We start from the raw sequence: 16,040 nt of genomic DNA, 5'->3' as shown, positions 1-16,040 counted from the left end.
CCAGCTTGGAATGACGCGGATGCGACGACCCGCAGCTCTGCTGCCCCTCGGCCTCGCCGCCCTCGGCCTCGCCGGCTGCACCACCGGGTTTTCCTATATCTCGCGGAACTATGTGGCGCTCACCCCTCAGGTGGTGACGATCGGCTGCAAGGAGCCCTACGAGGTCTACGATAACCGGCAGCAGCGCCGGATGCTGATCGTCTCGAACGCCCTGCGCGAATATGCCGGCTGCAACCTGAGCGAGGCGCGGATCGATCCGGAGCCGGACGCGACCCGGGTGAAGCGCTTCCGCACCGCCGCCCGGGCCTATCTCGACGAGACGGTGCGGGAAGATTGCCGGATCACCGGCGAGACCGTGTTCGATCCGCTGAAGAGCGAATTCGCCTACGCGTGCGACGCGCCGATCGAGCGGCGCGGCACGGTGGTTCCGCGCCTGCCAGGCCGCAATCCGGGTCTCGGCCCGCGCTAGCACCACTTTGGGAAATTGATATCAGGGCGGGTGTTCGAAGGCGACTTTACTATTCGGGCCGCGCGGCGTCTGCAGCCTGTTGAGGAGATCGAGGATGGCCGACGGGGCCGCTTCCGGCAAAGGGGTGGCGCTCGCGTAGGGCCTGCTCCCTTGAACTTCCGATTACCCGGGTCGCGGGGGGCCGGCCGCAGCTGGATCGGGCACGGTGGTGCGGACCCTGCGCCCGCGCACCACGACGCTGGCCAAGCCCATCGCCCGCATCAGCCGGGCGACCGTGCCGCGCGCCACCGCGATCTCCTTGCGGGCGAGCTGACGCCACGCCTTCCTGAGCCAGCAGACGCCGAAGTTCGCCGCTTGAACGCGCCGGATCTCGGCCATCAGCATCGCGTCGCGCCTAGCCCGAGCCGACAGCCGCTCCGGATCGGCCTGCCGTTCAGCGTCCTGCTCCTATGCAGCGCTGCCGAGTTCGCAGCAATCCGCAACGGAATCAAGACGAGACAGATTAAGAGAAAAAGTCCGGATAGCTCGCGTCTTTGCTGCCAAATACAAGCTTTATATTTTGTTTTTCAAAAATATAGGTACCACGCATGACCTAAAGCTGAGTATATAGACGGATCATTACGCTACCCGTGCGTCTCTCCCGCGAACGCGTCGAGACCCGTGAGAGTCCCGCCATCCGTCCCGAGCGAACATATTCGCGGTAATATTGGTCACGTTCAAAAGTCGATCTGTTTTGATCGACCAATACGGCAAGACCAGAAACACTCGGCTCACTTTGATCGTCGCCGCGTCGCTTCCACGTCGAGGCCTATTGCCGAACGAGTCGCTTCGGCCTAGCTCCCTTGCGGCCATCAGAGCCTGCGCGGCCCCGGTCGCGATTTGAGACGGACGGAGACACCCCGAGATGCCCTTCGCTTTCTGCCGATCCCTTCCCCTGGCCGCCCTGGCGCTCGCCGCGGCCACCGTGCCGGGCTACGCCCTGGAGGTGACCCGCTCGGCCGATATCGCCGCGCCCCCGGCCAAGGTCTGGCAGACCATCGGGGAGTTCTGTGGCATCGGCGACTGGCACCCGGCCATCGAGAAATGCGCGCTCTCCGACAAGGACGGCATGAAGGTCCGCACCCTCAGCCTGAAGGGTGGCGGCACCATCAAGGAGGAGCAGGTCTCCCGGGACGACAAGGTGATGAGCTACACCTACACGATCCTGGAGAGCCCGCTGCCGGTCTCCGACTACAAGTCCACCCTCTCGGTCGCCCCGGCGGGTTCGGGCTCGAAGGTGACCTGGACCGGAACCTTCAACGCCAAGGGCGCGCCGGACACGGTCGCCACCGATGCGATCCAGGGCATCTACGAGTCCGGCCTGAAGGCGCTCGCCGACAAGGCCAAGTAGCCGCCGTCACGATTTGGTGCGCGCCGCTGAGCGGATTTGGCAGCGGCGCGCGCCGACCTCCTTCTTGGGCCGTGGAATTTTGCGGCTCCGGTTCAGCCTGACCGCATCGTAGGTCGGGCTGGCGTGTCGCCGCGCCGATTGACCCACTGCCACGCTCGGCTCAAAACCCTGCCGGCGCAGCCCCCCCCGCGCCCCAACAGGATGATCGCCGTGCCCGCGTCCCGTCTGCCGATGCGCCTCAGCCTCGCCGCCCTCGCCGTCGCGGCGCTGGGCGCCTGCCAGCAGCGCAGCGCCCCCGCGGTCGCGGAGCCCTCGCCGATCGTCCCGGCTCCGATCGCGCTGCCCACGGGCAGCGGCTGCGGTCCCGAGATCGCCCGCACCAAGGCGATCGTCGACAGCGACGTGGCCACGGGCAATCTCAACAAGCCGGTGGGCGACCGCTTCAACGCCGACCTCGCCCAGGCTGCGGCGGAATGCTCGGCCGGCAAGTCGGGCGAAGCCCTCCACCTCCTGGCCGCCGCCAAGAGCCGCTTCGGTTACCGCTGAGCCGGCCGCGCCGCCCGCCGATCCTGATCCCGTGCGATCGGGGTCGGTCGAAGCTGCGCGGTGAGTCAGCCCCTGGTATCGCGCGCCATGTCAGGCCGGCGCCCGCATCCCGAGAGGGCTGGGCCGGACGAGGGTGCGGCCTTCCGGCTAGATCACGAACATCAGGTTGAGGCCCGCCCGGCGGAACCCTTCCTCGGCGATCTTCAGGTCGAGCCCATAGGAGGCGATGTCGTCGGCCACCGGATCGAGGGATGGCGCCCGGTGCTGGTGCAGGTGCTTGATGTAGCTGTGACAGGTCGTGCAGCTCTCGACCTGGACATCCTTCGAGACCTCGTCCAGCCCGTAATAGCTGATCCCCTCGCCGGACCCGCAGGCGGTGCACCGGATCCGGACGTGGTTCCAATACGTGCCGCAGAGCGAGCAGCTGAGGTACCGGGCCTTGTCGGCCGGGGTCCAGGCGACGATCACGCTCGCCACCGGCGCGCCGCCGCAGCACGGGCAGACCCCGTCGGCGACCGGCTTCAGGCTGCCGGTGTCGAGGCGCGCGGCCAGCTCGGCGAGGCGGATCTGCAGGGCCGCCGACACGAACACGCACTCGGCGATCCGGTCGACCGGCAGCGCTCCCTCGAAGACCTGCAGGGCGAGGTCGAGGCGGTCCTCCCGGGAGGCCCCGCGCAGAGTCTCGCGGGCCGCGGCCGACGCCTCGGGCGCCGTGGCGAGGTCGAGTTCGCCGAGGAGGGCCAGCAGGAAATCGTCGAAGCCCCGATCGACCTCCAGGCTATGCCGAGACAGGAGCGGCATGCCGTGCTCGCTCCGGAGCGCCAGATCGGCAGCCTCGGGTGCCGCCACGGGCGGACCCTTCGCCTGAACCACGGCCTGGGCGCGGGCGACCTCGGCGACGAAGCGCAGATAGGCCTCGAGCGGATGCCCGGGCGCGGCCTCCGACAGGCGCGCGGCCCGGTCGGCGAACAGCGTCGTCGGATCGGGCAGGCGCACGAACGGCACCGAGCCCGAGATGCCGATCTTGTCGGGATCGGGCTTCAGCTCGCTGAAATCGCGGCGGCGGGGCTTCGGCTCCGTCGCCTGCGCGGTCTTCGCGTCCGCGGCGGGCGACGCGGGCGTACGCTTGAAAAAACGGGCCACGCGTTCAGGATCCGCGCTTGTCCACCGAGCCGTGGCGGGCCTTGCCACCGACGATCTGCCGGAACCACTTGCGGTGATGCCGATAGGCCCAGCCGCCGGTGACCGTGCCGCGCACCATCGCCCGGCCGGTGCCGCGCACCCAGATGCCCGCGTAGACGTGGACCACGATGATCGCGATGGCGATCACGGCGGCCAGCGAATGGGCCAGGAGCGCCCAGCGCTGGGTCTCGATGGAGGTGAGGCCGCCGAAATAGGTGTTCCAGATCACGAGGCCAGTGACGAACATCACGCCGATCAGCGCGGTCTGGCCCCAGAACACACCCTTCTGGCCGGCATTGTACTTGCCGAGTTCCGGCAGCCGGTCCTCGCGGTTGGTGACCACGTCGCCGATGTGCTTGGTCCACTCGACGTCGTCCCTGTTGGGAATGTTGAGCTTCCAGAAGCGCACGAACAGGAAGAAGAAGCTGACCGCCAGCGCCACGCCGAACCAGGGATGGATCGCCCGGGTCGCCTGCCCGCCGCCGAACAGGCCGGTGAGGGAGAACAGGTAGGGCGTGAACATCGCCAGCCCCGATAGGGTCAGCAGGGTGAACAGGATCGCGGTGATCCAGTGGTTGACGCGCTGCACGCCGGTGTAGCGCGGGACGTACAGCACCTCCGGCGCCTCGGATTTGGCGTGGTGGAGGGGGCGGGGATCGCCGTCTCGGATGTCGCTGTGGATCGTCATCGGCCTTCTCGCGCCTGACGGGCCGGCTCCGCGGGCGGCGGAGGCGGCTTTGTGAGTCAAGATAGGGCCTGTCGGCCCCGCCGTCTTCGGTCGTCCGATCCCTGCAACGTCAGAAGGGACCGCGGGTCCCCTCTCCCGTGCGGGAAAGGGCAGGGTGAGGGGTGTGGGCTTACGGAGGAGGCTCGCCCCAGGCGCGCTTCGATGGCGTGCTCGGCTCTGAACCGTCTCGTCCCTTACCCCGACTCTCTCCCGCTCGGGAGAGGGGGCGCGTTGCGTCTCCCGGGCCGCGCCGGCCGCCCGGGACCCGTCTCAGTGCGGCCGGACCTCGCCGCCGCCGGTCTCGCGGCGCCTGGCCTCGTCGTACTCGACCGCCTCTTCCTCTTCCTCGGGCACGACCTCGTTGGGGCCGGCCGTCACGTAGTGGAAGAAGCCCGCCACGGCCGCAAAGCCCATGGCGGCGAGACCGAACACCTTGGCGCCGCCCTTCCAGAAGGCGACGAGCGGCGAGATCTTCGGGTCGTTCGGCAGGCCCGCATAGAGGCTCGGCTGGTCGGCGTGGTGGAGCACATACATGACGTGCGTGCCGCCGACGCCGGCTGGGTCATAGAGACCGGCATGCTCGAAACCGCGCGACTTCAGGTCCTCGACGCGGGTCTGCGCCTGTTCGATCATCGCCTGCTTGGTGCCGAACATGATCGATCCGGTCGGGCAGGCCTTGGCGCAGGCCGGAGCCTGACCCACCGCCACCCGGTCCGAACACAGGGTGCACTTGTACGCCTTGTGGTCGGTCTGGCTGATGCGCGGGATGTTGAACGGGCAGCCCTTCACGCAGTAGCCGCAGCCGATACAGTTCTCCTCGATGAAGTCGACGATGCCGTTGGAGTACTGCACGATCGCCCCGGGCGACGGGCAGGCCTTCAGGCAGCCCGGCTCGGAGCAGTGCATGCAGCCGTCCTTGCGGATCAGCCATTCGAGGTTGTTGGTCTCCGGGTTCTCGTACTCGGTGAACCGCATCAGGGTCCACGACTTCGGCGTGAGGTCGTGGGGGTTCTGGTAGACGCCGGTGTTCACACCGATGTCGTCGCGCAGGTCGTTCCACTCCTCGCAGGCCGATTGGCAGGCCTTGCAGCCGATGCACTTCGACACGTCGATGAGCTTGGCGACCTCCACCTGGCGGCGGATCTCCGGCGGCGTCTCCGTCGAGGCGGAGCGCTGGCGGATGTCGAGGGAGCTGTAGTCGGCCATGATTCAGCTCCCCCTTACGAGACCGCGTCCGACGGCGGCGTGGTCGGCTCGATGTTCACGAGCCAGGCCTTGAACTCCGGCGTCTCGGTGTTCGCGTCGCCCACGACCGGCGTGAGCGAGTTCGGGTGCCACCCTTTCCTGGTGAGGCCCATGAAGCCCCAGTGCTGCGGGATGCCGACGACGTGGACGGGCTTGCCGTCGCAGATCAGCGGCTTGATGCGCTTCGTCACCACGGCCTTGGCTTTCAGGGAGCCGCGCTTCGACCAGACGCGGACCCATGAGCCCTTGGCGATGCCCTTCTCCTTGGCGAGCTCCTCCGAGATCTCCACGAAGGCCTCCGGCTGGAGGATCGCGTTGATCCGGGCGTGCTTGGTCCACCCGTGGAAGTGCTCGGTCAGGCGGTAGCTCGTCGCCGCGTAGGGGAAGTCCTTCGCGTCGCCGAGATCGGCGAGGTCGTCCTTGAAGATCCGGGCGGCAGGCGCGCCCTTGATCTTCGGGAAGGCGACGTTCTGCACCGGGGACTCGAAGGGCTCGTAGTGCGTCGGGAAGGGCCCGTCGCGCATGAGACCGCGGGTCCACAGGCGGGCGACGCCCTCCTGGTTGAGGATGAACGGGCCGACACCCTTATCGGGGGCGACGGTGACCCCGTAGTCCGGCACGTCGAAGCCGATCCACTGCTTGCCGTTCCACTCGATGAGCTTCTTCTTCTCCGACCACGGACGGCCCTCGGGGTCGCACGAGGCGCGGTTGTAGAGGACGCGCCGATTGGCCGGCCACGCGAAGGCCCAGTTCGGCGCGATGCCGCGGTCGCCAGGATCGGTGTTGTCCCGGCGGGCCATGGTGTTGCCCTTCTCGGTGTAGCAGCCCGAGTAGATCCAGCACCCGCAGGCGGTCGTCCCGTCGTCCTTGAGCTGGGCGAAGCCGTCGACCTGCTTGCCCGCGGGGATGATCGTCCCGTTGAGGTCCGGGGTCGGCGCCACCGTGTAGCCGTTGAGCTCGCGGGCGAGTTCGGTCGGCGTGGGGGACTCGGCGATCGCGTAGTCCCACTTCAGATTGACGATCGGGTCCGGGAAGGCCCCGCCGTCCTTCTTGTACGCCGCCTTCATGCGGAGGAAGATCTCCGACATGATCTCGATGTCCGAGCGGCACTCGCCCGGCGGCTCCTGCGCCTGCCAGTGCCACTGCAGCCAGCGGCTGGAGTTCGACAGCGAGCCTTCTTCCTCCACGAACAGGGTGGTCGGAAGCTCGAACACCTCGGTCTGGATTTGGGTCGGATCGACGTCGTTGTACTCGCCGTGGTTCTCCCAGAACCGGGCCGTCTCGGTCTTGAGCGGATCCATCACCACGATGAACTTCATCTTGGAGAAGGCTTCCGTCATCTTGGCGCGGTTCGGGAACGACAGCAGGGGGTTGAAGCCCTGGATGACGTAGCCGGTCATCTTGCCCTGCTTGGCGAGCTCGAACCCGCGCAGCACGTCGTAGGTCGGCACGTCGAGCTTGGGCAGGTAATCGTACGCCCAGTCGTTCTCCTTGGTGGCGTAATCGCCCCACATCGCCTTCTGGAACGAGACGAAGAACTTGTTGTAGTTCTGCCAGTAGCTCGTCTGTCCGGGACGCAGCGGCTTGAATTGCCGCTTGGCGATGTAGCTCGCGTAGTCGGGCTCCTTCTCCACCGGGATGTTCAGGTACCCCGGGATGAGGTTCGACATCAGCCCGATATCGGTCAGCCCCTGAATGTTGGAGTGACCGCGCAGCGCCTGCATCCCGCCGCCGAGCATGCCGATGTTGCCCAGCAGCGTCTGCACGATGCACATCGAGCGGATGTTCTGCGAGCCCTTGGAATGGTGCGTCCAGCCCAGGGCATAGAGCGACGCCATCGTCCGGTCCGGCGCGGCCGTCGTCGCCATCAGCTCGCAGACCTTCAGGAAGGTCTCCTTGGGCGAGCCGCAGATCGTCTCGACCATCTCGGGCGTGTAGAGGGCGACGTGCTTCTTCAGGAGCTGCATCACGCAGCGCGGGTGCTGCAGCGTCTCGTCGACTACGGCGTAGCCGTCGGGGCCGATCTCGTAGTCCCAGGTGGTCTTGTCGTAGTCGCGCTTGTCCGCGTCGTAGCCCGCGAACAGCCCCTCGCTGAAGTCGTAGCCCTCGCGGACCACGTACCCGGCGTTGGTGTAGGCGGCGACGTAGCGGTGCTGCAGCTTGTCGTTGTCGAGCAGGTACTTGGCCACGCCCGACAGGAACGCGATGTCGGTCCCCTGCCGGATCGGGCAGTAGAGATCGGCCACCGACGCCGTGCGGGTGAAGCGCGGGTCGACGACGATGAGCTTGGCGTTGTTATGGGCCTTCGCCTCGACGACCCACTTGAAGCCGCACGGATGCGCCTCGGCGGCATTGCCGCCCATCACGGTGATCACGTCCGCGTGCTTGATGTCCATCCAGAGGTTGGTCATCGCACCGCGTCCGAAGGAGGGCGCCAAACTGGCGACCGACGGACCGTGTCAAACCCTGGCCTGATTGTCGAAGACCAGAGCCCCCATGCTTCGAACGGTCTTGTAGGTGAGCCAGGCCGTCTCGTTGGTGGTGGCCGAGGCGCCCAGGAAGCCCATCGTGGTCCAGCGGTTGACCGCGAGGTCGCCGTTCTTGGCCACGAAGTTCTTGTCCCGGTCCTCCTTCATGAGCTTCGCGATCCGGTCGAGGGCGAAGTCCCAGGAGACGCGCTTGAACTCCGAGGAGCCGGGAGCGCGGTGCAGCGGGTACTTGGTGCGGGTCTCGGCGTGCACGAAGTCGAGGAGCGCAGACCCTTTGGGGCAGAGCGTGCCGCGGTTGATCGGGTGATCGGGGTCGCCCTCGATGTGCATCACCGAGGAGCGCGCGTTCTTCGAACGGTCCCCGAGGCTGTAGAGGATGACGCCGCACGACACCGAGCAGTACGGGCAGGTGTTGCGGGTCTCGCGCATCTGCGCGAGCTTGAAGGGCCGCACTGCGGCGGCCATAGCCGGTTCGAGTCCGCCGAACCCGAGGGCACCGAGCGAGCCGCCCGCGAGGCCGGCGCCGGCCCCCTTGAGCAGGCCACGCCTTGAGACCTGGACAGTCATCTCCGCCTCACAGAAAAGCAATCTGGTATAATTCCAGGGTGTCCCAAAAAAGCGCGTGGGAGGCAAGTGCGGTTGCGTGACACAGCGAGTCGTCCTGTCTCGGGCGAAGCAGCACGTTGATCTGGGTCAATATCATCCTCGCCAGAAACGATTTTTTTACTTGCTGGGCGCGGCGGGATTCATGCCCGAGGGGCCGGCCGTGCGGTGCTCCAGGGGCGCCTGCGGGTCGGTGGCGGAGGAACCGCCGGGGCTGGCTGTCGGGACCGGGCGGTTCGCGTTCTCCTGGATCGACTGGCCGCCTGGGTTCGGAGCATCCTTGGCGGCCGACTGCTCCCGGGGAACGGGCGCCTGGCTCCAGCCGTCCTGGGCGCTACGGGACTTGTCGCCCATCGCGTCGACGCCCTTGATCTCCCCCGGCTGCGTCTGGGCGAGGACGGGCGAGGCCGCCGCGGCCGCCGCGACGAGAGCGAGGACCGGCAGCGGAAGGAACGACGTCGAGCGGGACAAGGTACGGCTCCGGGCAGCGTGAGGGGTCAGCCGGGCAACGTCCCCTCGGCGGGCCAGTTCCGGGCCGCGACACCGGTCCCGCACCCGCCGCACGGCCGCCCGCAAGGCCTGCACAGTGACATCTCATTAACCAAGCTTTGCCATTCTCCTCGGGATGGGACGCGGAGGCTTTCGGAGCATGTCGAAACCGAATCCAGAGCGTCCGGACGAGCCGGAGCGGACCGCCGCCACCGCGCCTCTCCCCCCCGGGGTGCGCCGCCATATCGGCCAGAACCTGCGGACCTTCTATTCCGACGCCCTCGCGGCCCCGGCCAACCAGCGACTCGAAGCCCTGATCGCCCAGCTCGCCAAGCCGAAGCGTTGAGCGGCAGCGTCGACCGGGTTTTCCGCACCGCGCGGCTCTGCGTGCGCGCAGGACCCCGCCCTTGTTCGGCTCGGCCTGACGGTCGGGCGCAGCAGGTTCGGTATCCTGCGTTGCTGCCGGCGGAGCCGTGCGATCCGACTTCGCCGCTCCCGATGACGGGAGACGCGGCGGCCTCCGGCTGAGGCCAGGCACGGACCGACTGTCGGCCCTGCAGCCCCGCGATCGGACCCCGCCCAGATCTCCGCCTCAGGCCTTCGCCCCGATCTCCGTCGGCCCTCGCAAAGCTCGATCGATGTGCGTCGCCGCACCTAAGATCGTTCGTTCTGCGAAACCGCGCGACTCATTGAATTTCTTCTTTGTCGAACCGGTTCCGGAGAAGATCCATGCCTTCTCGTGGGCTACCCCCCTGACATCGCTTGCCTTCTGAAGGAATCCGTCGCTCCTGCTCATCGCATCGCGCCGCGCGCCGCTGCCCGTCGGGCTTGACTTCGTTCGGTAAAACGAACGATTTTCGGGACCATGCGGCGCCCTCTTGCGCGCTGCAACCGCGAAGGGCTGGGGATCGGACGTGATGACGAACGCTGCGGGTCGGGTCCGGATGGTTCGGGCGATCGGGCTGTCTGTGCTGGCCGGAGCCGGTCTCTGGGCCTGCGTGATGCCGGCGACCGCAGAGACCGCGCTGCTCAACGTCTCGTACGATCCCACCCGCGAACTCTACCGGGAGATCAACGCCGCCTTCGCGGAGGACTGGAAGGCCAAGACCGGCGAGGCCATCACGGTGCGGGCCTCGCATGGCGGCTCGGGGTCCCAGGCGCGCACGGTCATCGACGGGGTGGACGCCGACGTGGTCACCCTCGGCATCCCGTCGGACATCGACGCCATCGCCAAGCTCACGCACAAGATCCCGGACGACTGGCGCAGCAAGCTGCCGAACACGGCGACTCCCTACACCTCGACGGTGGTGTTCCTGGTCCGCAAGGGCAATCCGAAGGGGATCAAGGACTGGGCCGACCTCGTGAAGCCCGACGTGAAGGTGATCACCCCGAACCCGAAGACCTCTGCCGGCGGGCGCTGGAACTTCCTCGCCGCCTGGGGCTACGCCTACGGCCAGGACAAGGATTCCGCGAAGGCCGACGCCTTCGTCGGGCAAGTCTACAAGAACGTGCCGATCCTCGACACCGGCGCCCGCGGCTCGACGGTGACCTTCGCCCAGCGCGGCCTCGGCGACGTGCTGCCGACCTGGGAGAACGAGGCCTATCTGGTGCTCCAGGAATTCGGTGCCGACAAGTTCGACATCGTCTCGCCGCCGAGTTCGATCTACGCCGAGCCGCCGGTGGCCCTCGTGACGGTCAACGCCGCGCGGAAGGGCACCACGAAGGCCGCGCAGGCCTATCTCGACTTCCTCTACACCGACCGCGCCCAGGCGATCTTCGCCAAGCACCATTACCGGCCGATCCGCCGGGAGGCGGCTGCGCCGGCCGATCTCGCCCAGCTGGCCGACATCACGCTGTTCAAGATCGAGGACCTGCAGGGTTCCTGGGACGAGATCCAGAAGCGGAACTTCGATGCCGGCGGCCTGTTCGACCGTCTGAGCCGCGCTGGCCGCTGAGGCTCGAGAACCATGGTCGCATCGCCCCGTCCGAGACGGACATTCCGACGGCCGAGCGTGATCCCGGGCTTCGGGATCAGCTTCGGCTACACCCTGGCCTGCCTCGGCCTGATCGTCCTGCTGCCGCTGGCCGGGCTCGTCGTGAAGGCCTCGGGTCTCGGCCTCTCGGGGATCTGGGAGGTCGCCACCGATCCGCGGGTGGCGAGCGCCTTGCGGATCAGCTTCGGCGTCTCGGCCCTCGCGGCGCTCGTCGCCTCCGTGTTCGGCTTCCTGGTGGCCTGGGTGCTGACCCGCTACCGTTTCCCGGGCCGCAAGCTCGTCGATGCGGCGGTCGATCTGCCCTTCGCGCTGCCGACCGCCGTCGCCGGCATCGCGCTGGCGTCGCTCTACGCCCCGAACGGGCTGCTGGGCGCCCCGCTCGCCCGCCTCGGCATCCAGGTGGCCTACACCCCGCTCGGCATCTTCATCGCCATGGTGTTCATCGGCCTGCCCTTCGCGGTGCGGACCGTGCAGCCGCTGATCGCCGAGATCGACAAGGAGATCGAGGAGGCCTCCGCCACCCTCGGGGCGACGCGGCTCGCCACGCTCACCAGGGTGGTGCTGCCGCCGCTGATCCCGGCGGTGCTCACCGGCTTCGCGCTGGCCTTCGCCCGGGGGGTCGGCGAGTACGGCTCGATCATCTTCATCGCCGGCAACCTGCCCTACGTGTCGGAGATCGCGCCGCTGCTGATCGTCATCAAGCTCTCCGAGTTCGATTACGGCGGCGCGGCGGCCATCGCCACGATCATGCTGGGGATCTCGTTCCTGACGCTGCTGGCCATCAACCTGATCCAGGCGTGGTCACGGAGGCGGTTCGGCTATGTCTGAGATCTTCTCCCCGGCCTTCGTGCCGGCTGCCAAGCCGGCCCCGGTCGCCTCGGAGCGGGCCGCCACCCGCGCGGTGCTGATCGGGATCGCCGTGGCGTTCCTGGCCCTGTTCCTGGTCCTGCCGCTGTTCGCGGTGTTCACCCAGGCCTTCTCGCACGGGCTGGCAGCCTTCCTGGACGCGTTCCGGGAGCCCGATGCCTGGAGCGCGATCCGCCTGACGCTGACGGTGGCGGCGATCGCGGTGCCGTTCAACGTGGTGTTCGGGCTCGCGGCCTCCTGGGCGATCGCCAAGTTCGAGTTCCCCGGCAAGTCGCTGCTGATCACCCTGATCGACCTGCCGTTCTCGGTCTCGCCCGTAGTCTCGGGGATGATCTACGTGCTGCTGTTCGGGTCCCAGGGCCTGTTCGGCTCGTGGCTCATCGACCACGGCATCCAGATCCTGTTCGCGCTGCCGGGGATCGTGCTCGCCACGGTGTTCGTGACCTTCCCGTTCGTCGCCCGCGAGCTGATCCCGCTGATGCAGGAGCAGGGCACGGCCGAGGAGGAGGCGGCGCTGACGCTCGGCGCCTCGGGCCTGCATGCGTTCCGCACGGTGACGCTGCCCAACATCCGCTGGGGCCTGCTCTACAGCGTGCTCCTCTGCAACGCCCGGGCGATGGGCGAGTTCGGCGCGGTGTCGGTGGTGTCGGGCCACATCCGCGGCCTGACCAACACCATCCCACTCCACGTGGAGATCCTCTACAATGAGTACAACTTCGTCGCCGCATTCGCCGTCGCTTCGCTCCTCGCCGTCCTTGCCCTCATCACCCTCGTCCTCAAATCCGTCCTCGAGTGGCGCTTCGCGGGGGATCTCGCGGGTGGGCGGTCTCACTGAACGGCCCTCTACGGCGATCCGGGTCGAAGCCGTCTCGAAGACCTTCGACACGGCGGCGGTGCTGCACGACCTCTCCCTCGACGTCCGGGCAGGCGAGCTGATCGGGCTCCTGGGGCCGTCGGGCTCGGGCAAGACGACGCTGCTGCGGATCATCGCCGGGCTCGACGCGCCGGACCGGGGCCGGATCCTGTTCGGGGACGACGACGCCACCGGGCTCGCCGTCCAGGAGCGGGCCGTGGGCTTCGTGTTCCAGCACTACGCCCTGTTCAAGCACATGAGCGTGGCCGACAACATCGCCTACGGACTGAACGCGCGCAGCCGGGCGGACCGCCCCGCCAAGGCCGAGATCAAGCGCCGGGTCGGCGACCTCCTCGACCTGATCCGGCTCTCGGGCTTCGGCGACCGCTACCCGTCGCAGCTCTCCGGCGGCCAGCGCCAGCGGGTGGCGCTCGCCCGGGCGCTGGCGGTGGAGCCCCGCGTGCTGCTGCTCGACGAGCCCTTCGGCGCCCTCGACGCCCAGGTCCGCAAGGATCTGCGCCGCTGGCTGCGCGAGATCCACGACCGCACCGGCCAGACCACGATCTTCGTGACCCACGACCAGGACGAGGCCCTGGAGCTGTCCGACCGCGTCGCGGTGCTCGACCGCGGCCGGCTGGAGCAGGTCGGCACGCCCGACGAGGTGCAGGAGAACCCGGCCTCCGCCACCGTGATGAAGTTTTTGGGCGATTCCGTCGAGGTCGAGGCGATCGCCGAGGGCGGCCGGGTGCTGGTGCGCGGCCGGGAGACGCCGGTGGCGGCGCCGGCCGGTGTGATCGGCCCCGTCAAGCTCTACGTCCGGCCCTGGCAGCTGCAGCTCGCCGAGCCCGAGGCCGCGCACCTGTCCGGCACCGTGCGCAGCTCGTACCGCACGCAGGGGCGCCAGCGGATCGAGGTGGTCGATCCGGAGGGGCGCGTGCTGGCGGTGGAGGATTTCGACGGCATCCGTTACCCGGCTGGGCACCCGGTCGGGCTGCGGATCAACGGCGGGCACGTGTTCGGATGAGGCTCGCCAGCGGCGGCGCAGCATCCTAGGCTCGCGACCATGACTGGACCGCGTCTCGAACCCGCCCCCGATGTCCTCGCCGCCATCGGCCACACGCCCCTGATCCGCCTGCGCCGCGCCTCCGAGGAGACCGGCTGCGCGATCTACGGCAAGGCCGAGTTCCTCAATCCCGGCCTCTCGGTGAAGGACCGCGCCGCCCTCTCCATCGTGCGCGACGCAGAGGCGAAGGGCCTGATCCGTCCGGGCGGCACCATCGTGGAAGGCACGGCCGGCAACACCGGCATCGGCCTCGCCCTCGTGGCCTCGGTGCGCGGCTACCGGACGCTGATCGTCATTCCGGTCACCCAGTCCGAGGAGAAGAAGCAGACCCTGCGGCTCGCGGGCGCCCGGCTGGTGGAGGTCCCGGCCGTGCCCTTCGCCAACCCGAACAACTACGTCCACGTGGCCCGGCGGCTCGCCGAGAAACTCGCCGCGACGGAGCCGGCGGGCGCATTCTTCGCCGACCAGTTCGACAACGTCGCCAACCGGCAGGCGCATGTGGACGGCACCGGCCCGGAGATCTGGGACCAGACCGGCGGCCGGGTCGACGGCTTCGTCTGCGCGGCCGGGACCGGCGGAACCCTCGCCGGCACCGCCGAAGCCCTGCGCGCCCGCAACCCGCAGGTGCGGATCGCCCTGTCCGACCCGGAGGGCTCGGCCCTCTACGCCCACTACACGACCGGGACGTTGAAGGCCGAGGGCTCCTCGATCACCGAGGGGATCGGCCAGGGGCGCATCACCCGCAACCTCGCGGGCTTCACGCCCGACAGCGCCTTCCGCGTCCCCGACCGGGAGGCCCTCGACATCGTGTTCGCGCTGATGCGGGAAGAGGGGCTGTCGTTGGGTGGCTCGTCCGGCATCAACGTCGCCGGGGCGATCCGGCTGGCCCGGGAGCTGGGACCCGGCCACACCGTCGTGACGATCCTCTGCGACGGGGCGGCGCGCTACGCCTCGAAGCTGTTCAACCCGGCCTTCCTCGCCGAACGCGACCTGCCGGTTCCGGCCTGGCTCGACGCGCCGCAGGATCCGCTGCCGGACTGGCACGCCTAGGGCGCGGGACCCCATCCCGAACTTTCCTCATAAAAGCGTGGCTTTGCGTTGAACGGAACGGATTGTCGCAGCGTTTGAACGGTCACGCTCGCATAAGCGCGACGGTCCGGAGAAGTCGACCATGTCCCTCGTCACCATCATACTCATCATCCTGATCATCCTGGCCTTCGGTGGCGGCGGCTTCCTCGGCGGCGGCGCGTATCGTGGCCCCGGCTTCGGCCTCGGCGGCATCCTGCTCATCGTGCTGATCGTGCTGCTGGTGACCGGCCGGCTGTAAGCCGGATCCCGCGAAAGCGGACGAAGCGGCGCGCAGACAGGCCGGCGCTTCGTCCGCCCGCGCCCTGGCGGGGCTGCGAGGTGCCGCCGAACCGCGGGGGCGCCCTTCGCGGGACCGGCTCAGCGGCAGGTGATTCCCACCACCGCGGCGGCGACCGCGCCGGGGCCACCCTCCCGACTCGGCGTCGCTTCGGGCAAGCCCTGAGCGGCCAGGAACGCCGAAACCGCCCGCGCCGGCACCAGCGGCAGGCGCGCGGGCGGCACCACCCCGGCGACCCGGCGCGGCGCCGCGGGATAGCGGGCGACGAGCCCGACGAGGGCGCCCGCCCGGTCCAGCACCGGCGCGCCACCGGAGCCCGGCTGGAGGGCCGAGAGCAGATCGTCCCCGCGCGCCTCGCCGGGGGCGGCCTGGATCCCGTCCGGCCCCGGCGCGAGGGCGATCAGGCCGTCCCCGGCACCGACCGGCTCGGTCCGCGTAGCCGGCCGGAGCGGGGCAGGGGCTCCAGGCCCGTCGAGGAGCGCGAGGCCCGCCGGATCGGTCGCGAGAACCCGCGCCGGCGCCGACCCGACGCGGAGGTTCGCACACCCCTCGATCACGGCCGCGGCGGTCAGCACCCGGCCCGGCGCCACCGTGAGGCCGGCGCCCACTGCGGATGCGGCCGTGAGGGCGGCCGGCCCGGGTTGGGCGGGGGCACGCGGTAATGGGACTTGCGGTACGGAGGCTTGCGGTACAGGGACTTGCGGGCCGGCGGCGCGGAGCGGCGGCGCGGCGGCCGGGCCGGACGGCCCTGGCGCGG

At 69.0% G+C, this 16,040-nt stretch carries 15 protein-coding genes and 2 pseudogenes; 10 read left to right on the top strand and 7 right to left on the bottom strand.

What is annotated here, in order from left to right:
• The first annotated feature begins 19 nt into the window (after positions 1 to 19).
• The gene (locus AC1DXK_RS10075; RefSeq protein WP_457106289.1) at positions 20 to 469 is read left to right on the top strand and encodes a hypothetical protein; all 450 of its coding nucleotides are present in this window, start codon (positions 20 to 22) and stop codon (positions 467 to 469) included.
• Between the two features lie 131 nt (positions 470 to 600).
• On the opposite strand, the pseudogene AC1DXK_RS10070 reads toward AC1DXK_RS10075, so the two are convergent.
• Positions 601 to 907 (bottom strand): annotated as a pseudogene (locus tag AC1DXK_RS10070) (IS3 family transposase); the annotation flags it as partial.
• A gap of 466 nt (positions 908 to 1,373) precedes the next feature.
• Here AC1DXK_RS10070 and AC1DXK_RS10065 point away from each other — a divergent pair.
• Both AC1DXK_RS10065 and AC1DXK_RS10060 read left to right on the top strand, forming a co-directional pair.
• Positions 1,374 to 1,859 carry an SRPBCC family protein gene (locus AC1DXK_RS10065; RefSeq protein ID WP_457106288.1) on the top strand — a complete coding sequence of 162 codons (486 nt, stop codon included), beginning with the start codon at positions 1,374 to 1,376 and terminating at the stop codon, positions 1,857 to 1,859.
• 201 nt (positions 1,860 to 2,060) lie between these two features.
• Complete coding sequence (locus AC1DXK_RS10060; RefSeq protein WP_457106287.1) at positions 2,061 to 2,405, top strand: hypothetical protein; 345 nt, start codon at positions 2,061 to 2,063, stop codon at positions 2,403 to 2,405.
• A gap of 147 nt (positions 2,406 to 2,552) precedes the next feature.
• On the opposite strand, the gene fdhE is transcribed toward AC1DXK_RS10060, so the two are convergent.
• The 5 genes from fdhE to AC1DXK_RS10035 form a co-directional block, all read right to left on the bottom strand.
• Entirely contained in the window at positions 2,553 to 3,548 is a 996-nt protein-coding gene (gene fdhE / locus AC1DXK_RS10055) for a formate dehydrogenase accessory protein FdhE (protein ID WP_477297658.1), read from the bottom strand.
• A gap of 4 nt (positions 3,549 to 3,552) precedes the next feature.
• Positions 3,553 to 4,275 (bottom strand): formate dehydrogenase subunit gamma, encoded by a 723-nt coding sequence (locus AC1DXK_RS10050; RefSeq protein WP_457106285.1) that lies wholly within the window; start codon positions 4,273 to 4,275, stop codon positions 3,553 to 3,555.
• Positions 4,276 to 4,584: 309 nt separating this feature from the next.
• A complete protein-coding gene (gene fdxH, locus AC1DXK_RS10045) occupies positions 4,585 to 5,520 on the bottom strand; it encodes a formate dehydrogenase subunit beta (RefSeq protein ID WP_457106284.1) in 936 nt (311 codons plus the stop codon).
• A gap of 14 nt (positions 5,521 to 5,534) precedes the next feature.
• Positions 5,535 to 8,615, bottom strand: a complete 3,081-nt coding sequence (gene fdnG / locus AC1DXK_RS10040; protein ID WP_477297656.1) for a formate dehydrogenase-N subunit alpha — start codon at positions 8,613 to 8,615, stop codon at positions 5,535 to 5,537.
• Between the two features lie 156 nt (positions 8,616 to 8,771).
• The gene (locus AC1DXK_RS10035; RefSeq protein ID WP_457106282.1) at positions 8,772 to 9,122 is read right to left on the bottom strand and encodes a hypothetical protein; all 351 of its coding nucleotides are present in this window, start codon (positions 9,120 to 9,122) and stop codon (positions 8,772 to 8,774) included.
• Between the two features lie 178 nt (positions 9,123 to 9,300).
• Between AC1DXK_RS10035 and AC1DXK_RS10030 the strand changes: the two genes are divergently transcribed.
• The 7 genes from AC1DXK_RS10030 (at position 9,301) to AC1DXK_RS10000 (ending at position 15,244) form a co-directional block, all read left to right on the top strand.
• Positions 9,301 to 9,486 (top strand): hypothetical protein, encoded by a 186-nt coding sequence (locus AC1DXK_RS10030; protein ID WP_457106281.1) that lies wholly within the window; start codon positions 9,301 to 9,303, stop codon positions 9,484 to 9,486.
• 571 nt (positions 9,487 to 10,057) lie between these two features.
• A complete protein-coding gene (locus AC1DXK_RS10025; RefSeq protein ID WP_457106280.1) occupies positions 10,058 to 11,095 on the top strand; it encodes a sulfate ABC transporter substrate-binding protein in 1,038 nt (345 codons plus the stop codon).
• 12 nt (positions 11,096 to 11,107) lie between these two features.
• Entirely contained in the window at positions 11,108 to 11,962 is an 855-nt protein-coding gene (gene cysT, locus AC1DXK_RS10020; protein WP_457106279.1) for a sulfate ABC transporter permease subunit CysT, read from the top strand.
• On the top strand, positions 11,955 to 12,836 hold the full coding sequence (cysW, locus tag AC1DXK_RS10015; RefSeq protein ID WP_457106278.1) for a sulfate ABC transporter permease subunit CysW: 882 nt from the start codon (positions 11,955 to 11,957) through the stop codon (positions 12,834 to 12,836). Before cysT ends, cysW begins: the two co-directional genes overlap by 8 nt.
• A 58-nt stretch (positions 12,837 to 12,894) precedes the next feature.
• Positions 12,895 to 13,878 carry a sulfate/molybdate ABC transporter ATP-binding protein gene (locus tag AC1DXK_RS10010; RefSeq protein ID WP_457106336.1) on the top strand — a complete coding sequence of 328 codons (984 nt, stop codon included), beginning with the start codon at positions 12,895 to 12,897 and terminating at the stop codon, positions 13,876 to 13,878.
• Positions 13,879 to 13,917: 39 nt separating this feature from the next.
• A complete protein-coding gene (locus AC1DXK_RS10005) occupies positions 13,918 to 14,967 on the top strand; it encodes a cysteine synthase A (protein WP_457106277.1) in 1,050 nt (349 codons plus the stop codon).
• Between the two features lie 121 nt (positions 14,968 to 15,088).
• Positions 15,089 to 15,244, top strand: a complete 156-nt coding sequence (locus AC1DXK_RS10000; RefSeq protein ID WP_091716874.1) for a DUF3309 domain-containing protein — start codon at positions 15,089 to 15,091, stop codon at positions 15,242 to 15,244.
• A gap of 119 nt (positions 15,245 to 15,363) precedes the next feature.
• On the opposite strand, the pseudogene AC1DXK_RS09995 reads toward AC1DXK_RS10000, so the two are convergent.
• A pseudogene (locus tag AC1DXK_RS09995) lies at positions 15,364 to 16,040 on the bottom strand (serine protease); the annotation flags it as partial.

Source organism: Methylobacterium sp. P3_A11, assembly GCF_056403155.1.
Note: the sequence above shows the minus strand (reverse complement) of the source record. Positions and strands in the feature narration are given on the sequence as shown.